Below are 5,718 nucleotides of genomic sequence, written 5' to 3'. Positions count from 1 at the left end.
GCCGTCGGCCTCACACCAGCCGAGGTGATATCCGGCCATCAGGCGCAGTTCCGCGGGCAGGGTGTCGACGGCGGTGCGCATGAGCGGGGTGGTCAGCCGCCGCGCCCGGCTCAGCAGTTGCCCGGCGCGGTCCTGCGCGCCGAGCGCGGTAGCTGTCGACGAACTCATGGCAACCTCCAGTGAACTGCGGCGGATTCGTGGGCGCGCCGGTCCTCAGCGCCAGCCCGCCCGATCGGCGAGCACGCTGACGAAAGCCCCCTGCGCGCCGCCGATCACCGGTTTGCGCACGGCGGCCTGCAGGGCGGACTCGGCGTAGCGACCGGTCAGCGTGTGCCAGTGCAGATTTCCCGCCATGTGGTGGCGCAGCCGCTCGACATGCTCGACGGTCGCGGCGCGCACCGCCTCGGACAGTCGGTGATCGGCGAAGAATCCGGGCAGTTGGTCGCGCACGATGAATTCGAATTGCCGCAGCCGCTCATTGGCGAGATCGACGACGATATCGGCGGCCCGCTCGCGCGAGCAGCCCAGGAACGACTGGGTGAGATACACCAGATTGTGCAACTCGCCGTCGAATTCGATCTCCTTCTGATACGAGTAGAGATCATTGACCAGGGCCGCGTAATCGTGGGCCGAATTCTCCAACTGTCGAACGATACTGGAGTCGTCCAGTCCGGAAAGCTCACTGCTGGAATCGATATCGATCGCGCCGGGCGTATCCAGCGCCCGGAACAACGGACCGCCCGAGGTCAGCCGCCGCAGTTCGAGATAGTCGACGGGATCCGGCAGCCGTTGCCGAAGCTCGTTGTCCAGCACGCATTCCCAGCCCTCGAACAATTCGATCAGGGCCGCGCGCAGCCGATCGCGGCGGCCGTCGTCGAGTCCGGCGGCGGTATCGGCCCACAGCCGCGACAGCCCGAGTTCGAGCGGGGTCACCGGGTCGGGCGCGGTGTCGCCGAGCTGAAGCGGCAAGCGCCGCAACTGGACTCGGGCGCCCGCCGGATCGGCTCGGAAGACCCGGGTGGCCAGATCATCGGCATAGGTCCCCCACGTGCACCAGCGGGTGCGCAACATCAGCTCCGCAGCGTCGGCTCCCGGATCGACCATGGCCATGAGCGCCGCGAAATCGGCGGCCTCCAGCGATTCCGCCGTCCAGCCCACCACCGGATCCAGCAGCCCCACCCGGGCCGCCCAGTCCGGCACGTCCGCGCGGGCCTGGGCGAGATGCGGATTGACCTCGGCGGCATACGGCATCAGCAGTCCCCGTACCGGCAACGGTCCGGGCGTGCGGGGCGGCGGCGACTGCTGATTCAGTCGGACGCGCAGACCCGGCGCGAGCCGCGCGGCGGCGGTGCCGAGCCCGGTCGGCCCGCGCGAGACGCCGCTGTTCATATAGCGGCTCGACCGCAGATGCCATTCGTGCCCACCCGCCTGCCAGTCCTGTAGCCCGGTGGCGTAGCGGACCACCGCGAGCTGTTCGGCCGGGGTGGCCGCGCGTTCGGCGAACAGTTGCGGCAGCTCGATCTCGGCGGTGTCCTCGAACTGATCCAGCCGCGAGGTGAGCATGTCGTTGGTGAGCTCGGCGGCCGCCTGTGTGGGCAGACCCAGGAAGCGTTCCAGCACCAGCACCAGATTGGCGTTCTCGCCCTCGACGCGGACCTCGCGCTCGTAGGAGAACAGGTCGTTTCGCAGATGCACTGCGTCGGAGAAGGTTTCGCACAGCACCCGCAGCGGGCGCTCCCGGGTGAAGCGGTCGGGCACCTCCGCGCCGCAGGCGAACTCCACCAGATTGGCCGACCAGGGCGCGCCGCCCACACGGCGGCGCATCTCGACGTATTCGATCGGGTTGGCCACCCGGTCGCGGGCGATATTGTCCAGCTCCCACAGGGATTCGACCATGAGGTTGTGGGTGGAGGTACGCATGCGCCGACGCCAGCCCGCCGACATGACCGGGATGGTCCGCGCCCAGCAGTCGGCCAGCCCGGCCTCCGAGGGCGTCTCGGGTTCCGGTGCGGGGCAACCGGGTTCGCCCATGAACAGTTCCAGGCGGCTCAGATAGCCGGTGGCGGCGGCACGATCGCCGGTGGACTTGTATTCCGACAGGAACCAGTCGTCGAAGTAGAAGACCCAGATGTACCACTCGGTGAGCAGCGCCAAAGTCTCGGCGTCGCAGTCGGGATGGGTGTAGGCGCACAGCAGCGCGTACCCCATGCGGTCCAATTTCTCGGCGTCCCAGATGGGTTTGCCGTCGACCCCGAGCTCGCCGAGCATGCCGAGCCGCTGCGCCCACGCGGCGGAGTGCACGCGCGCGTATTCGTAGTGCGGATTGAGCCGGGCGGGATGTGGGGTATAGAAATCGGGCAGGGTGAAAGGCTTCAACGCGGGGGCCCTCTCGCTGGGGGCGGGGTGATTCCGGTCAGAACTCTCACTGCGACAACGTGATCAGCGTCACAACCATGGTAGAGGGCGGTCGCCGTCTCGCCAACACTTCGCAATCTTCCGCGCACTTGCGCGACCGACCGGTACCTCCCGGACCGGTCCCCGGGGCCCCGGCCGGGATAGCCTGGGCGCTGCCCGTCCACACGCCATCCGCACCAGGAGGATCGTCCATGTCGAATCCCGCCGCCGACCGCGCCCCGATTCTGCAGCGACTGGGCGACCGCGGCCGGGTCCGGGTGATCGTCGCCGGTGGCGGCACCGGCGGGCACACCTATCCGGCGGTGGCGGCGGTGCGCGCGCTGCGCGATCTGGCGGCCGAGGCCGGGGCGAGCGCCGAGGTGCTGTGGGTCGGCGTGCCCGACAGCCTCGAGCAGCGGGTGGCGGGCGAGAACGACGTCGAATTCACCGGGATCAAGGCGGGAAAGCTTCGCCGCGAGCGCAATCCGCTCAAAATGCTCAACAAGGACAATGCGCGCGACGCGCTGCGGGTCCCGATCAGCGTCGTCACCGCCCAGGGCGTGGTGCGCGCGTTCCGGCCCGACGCCGTGCTGTGCACCGGCGGCTACGTGTGCGCGCCCATCGGAATGGCCGCGGCGCTGCGCCGGCGGCCGCTGGTCATTCACGAGCAGACCACCGGCATCGGCAAGGCGAATCTGCTGCTGGCCCGGATGGCCGATCGCATCGCGCTCAGCTCCGAGGCGTCGATCGCCATGCTGCCCGCCAAGGTCCGCGACCGGGCCCTGGTCACCGGCAACCCCATTCGGCCCGCGCTCACCACGGGCGATCCGGCCGCCGCGGTCAAAGCGCTGGAGTGGGACGGCTACACCCCGGGGCTGCCCACGGTCTACATCACCGGCGGCGCGCAGGGCGCGGTGCAGATCAACGATCTCATCCGGGAGCTGCTGCCCGAGCTTCTGTTGCAGGCCAATGTGATTCACCAGTGCGGACGGCTGTCCTACGAGCAGGTCCGCGACTCCGCGGCCACCCTGCCCGACGAGGTGCGCGGCCGCTACCTGGTCCGCGAGTTCATCGGCCCCGAACTCCCCGACGTGCTGGCGCTCACCGATGTGGTGGTATCCCGTTCCGGCGCAGGCACTCTCGCCGAGCTCACCACTCTCGGCAAGCCCTCGGTGCTGATCCCCTACCCGCATTCCGTGGGCGGCGAGCAGATCCGCAATGCCAAGATCCTGGCCGAGCACAATGCCGCCCGCGCCCTGGTCGGCACGGATGCCACGGTGGACAACCTGCGCGCCGCGCTCACCGAGCTGCTCACCGAATCCGACTCCCGCGCAGCGGTTTCCGCCGCCGCCAAGGCGCTGGGCCACCCGCTGGCCGCCGAGCACCTGGCCCTGACCGTGCTGGACCTCGCTACCCGCTAGCCGCCCATGATCAGACAGGCGCTGGTGGCGGTGGCCAGCAGCGTCCCGTCGGCGTCGCGCAGATCCGCCTCCGCGAAGGCGACGCGCCGCCCCGGCTTGGTGACCCAGCCGTGCGCGCGGATCTCCCCGGTGTGCGCGTGGATGGGCCGCAGATAGTTCACCTTGATCTCGATCGAGGTGTACCCGACCCCGGCCGGGAGCGTGGTGTGCACGGCGCACCCCGCGACCGAGTCCAGCAGCGTGCACGCCACGCCGCCGTGCACCATGCCGATCGGGTTGTACATGGATTCGTCGGGGGCGCAGGTGAATACGACGTCGCCCTGCGCGACCTCGACCGGCCACATATTGAACAGCCCGCCGATCGGCGCGCCCGGAATCTCCCCGTTCCTCATCGCCGTGAGGTACTCCAGACCGGTCTTGCCGACCGCGGCCTCCAGCCCGACCTTGGGGTCGAACCACTGCACGGTCTTGCTGCGCGCTTCGCCCCAGGACTCGGGCACATCGATGCTCGTCATAGCCATGACCCTAACACCCTGAGTTCACATTGCGAACCTAGGTAGAATCGACGCATGGCACGGAACTGTTCGGTGGCCGCCACCCTGGAATTGATCGGCGAGCAATGGTCGCTGCTGGCCCTGCGCGAGGTGTTCCTCGGCGTGCGGCGCTTCGACGCCATCGCCGACGCCACCGGCGCACCGCGCGCGGTCCTGGTGCGACGGCTGCGCACCCTGGTCGACACCGGAATCCTGGAGCGCGTGGACTATCGCGATCCGGGCGCGCGCACCCGGCAGGAGTACCGGCTCACCCCGGCCGGGCGGGAACTGCAGCCGGTGCTGACCGCGCTCATGCAGTGGGGCGACAAGCATTTGGCCGGTCCCGCCGGTCCGCCCCTGGCCATCACCCACACCGATTGCGGCGAGCCGGTCCGGGCGACCCTGTGCTGCGCCGCGGGCCATCACCTCGAGGACACCGGCCGCGAACTCACGGCGACCCCGAGATAGGTCCGCTCGAAACGCAAAGCTCGCTTGCCACATTACCTTTCATGACAGGGCTCACGGAGGTGACATTCACGACCGGCGAAACCCGTAAAGAACAGGTAATGTCTGTGGTGTCAGCAAGTTCTCGGCTATTCCGAGAGATTGGAGATGCCATGCAAATCCAGGTCTTCGCCGACAAGCATGTCGGCGGTGGCGCGATCGCCCAGGAAGCAACGGACACCATCGCTGCGGTACTGGATCGATTCGCAGATCACCTCACCCGGGTCGAAGCCCACATCACCGATGTGAACGGCCACAAGGGCGGTTCCGAAGACAAGAAGTGCACCCTCGAAGCGCGGCCGAAAGGCCAGCCGCCGGTAGCGACCACACACCACGCCGCCACCGTCGAGGACGCCTACACCGGAGCCGCGGACAGCATGGCGCACCTGCTCGACAGCAAGTTCGGACGACTCCACCACGCCAAGGGCTGCGAGACAATCCGCCACCTGGTGGCGGACTGAGAGTTGAAACAACTCTCGTAGCTCTCAGGGGCAAGCCCCTGAAACCCCGAAAGGGTGGAAAGGCTCTGGGGCAGGCCCCCGAAAACCATTGAGGCACAGGGGCTGCCCCACCCCGACCCGGCCGCCGTGAGACTTGGCGGCGTGAATTACTAAGGCAGTAGCCCGAGGCGGCGTGCTCGCACGACCGCCTCGTGGCGATTGTGCGCGCCGAGTTTGGTCATGGCGCTTCGCAAGTAGCTCTTGACCGTTTCCGGGCGCACCGAAAGACGCTGCGCCGCTTCCAGGTTCGTGCAGCCCAGGGCGACGTGCGCGAGTACGTCCAGTTCGCGGGGCGCGAGGGTCACCGCGTCGTCCGGGGCCGCGACGCCCGAGACCAGGCGGGCGAGTTTCTCCGTCACGTCCCGC

The 5,718-nt window shown here is 68.7% G+C and carries 6 protein-coding genes; 3 read left to right on the top strand and 3 right to left on the bottom strand.

Annotation, left to right across the window (positions count from 1 at the left end; genetic code table 11):
• Positions 1-213: 213 nt before the first annotated feature.
• Positions 214-2,376: a terpene synthase family protein gene (locus tag ACWELQ_RS36280; protein WP_452401538.1), complete on the bottom strand. Its 2,163-nt coding sequence runs from the start codon at positions 2,374-2,376 to the stop codon at positions 214-216.
• A 230-nt stretch (positions 2,377-2,606) separates the two neighbouring features.
• Here ACWELQ_RS36280 and ACWELQ_RS36275 point away from each other — a divergent pair, with 230 nt between their 5' ends.
• Entirely contained in the window at positions 2,607-3,815 is a 1,209-nt protein-coding gene (locus ACWELQ_RS36275) for a UDP-N-acetylglucosamine--N-acetylmuramyl-(pentapeptide) pyrophosphoryl-undecaprenol N-acetylglucosamine transferase (protein ID WP_452401537.1), read from the top strand.
• Here the strand turns inward: ACWELQ_RS36275 and ACWELQ_RS36270 are convergent.
• Positions 3,812-4,330, bottom strand: coding sequence for a PaaI family thioesterase (locus ACWELQ_RS36270; RefSeq protein WP_452401536.1), 519 nt, complete (start codon positions 4,328-4,330; stop codon positions 3,812-3,814). The genes ACWELQ_RS36275 and ACWELQ_RS36270 overlap by 4 nt on opposite strands.
• A 54-nt stretch (positions 4,331-4,384) precedes the next feature.
• Here ACWELQ_RS36270 and ACWELQ_RS36265 point away from each other — a divergent pair, with 54 nt between their 5' ends.
• Positions 4,385-4,816 carry a winged helix-turn-helix transcriptional regulator gene (locus ACWELQ_RS36265; RefSeq protein WP_452401535.1) on the top strand — a complete coding sequence of 144 codons (432 nt, stop codon included), beginning with the start codon at positions 4,385-4,387 and terminating at the stop codon, positions 4,814-4,816.
• Positions 4,817-4,965: 149 nt separating this feature from the next.
• A complete protein-coding gene (locus tag ACWELQ_RS36260; protein ID WP_452401534.1) occupies positions 4,966-5,313 on the top strand; it encodes a ribosomal subunit interface protein in 348 nt (115 codons plus the stop codon).
• 149 nt (positions 5,314-5,462) lie between these two features.
• Here the strand turns inward: ACWELQ_RS36260 and ACWELQ_RS36255 are convergent.
• The coding region (locus tag ACWELQ_RS36255) for a response regulator transcription factor (protein ID WP_452401533.1) at positions 5,463-5,718 on the bottom strand (256 nt) is incomplete at its 5' end.

The sequence above is a fragment of the Nocardia sp. NPDC004722 genome (genome assembly GCF_053601505.1).
Note: the sequence above shows the minus strand (reverse complement) of the source record. Positions and strands in the feature narration are given on the sequence as shown.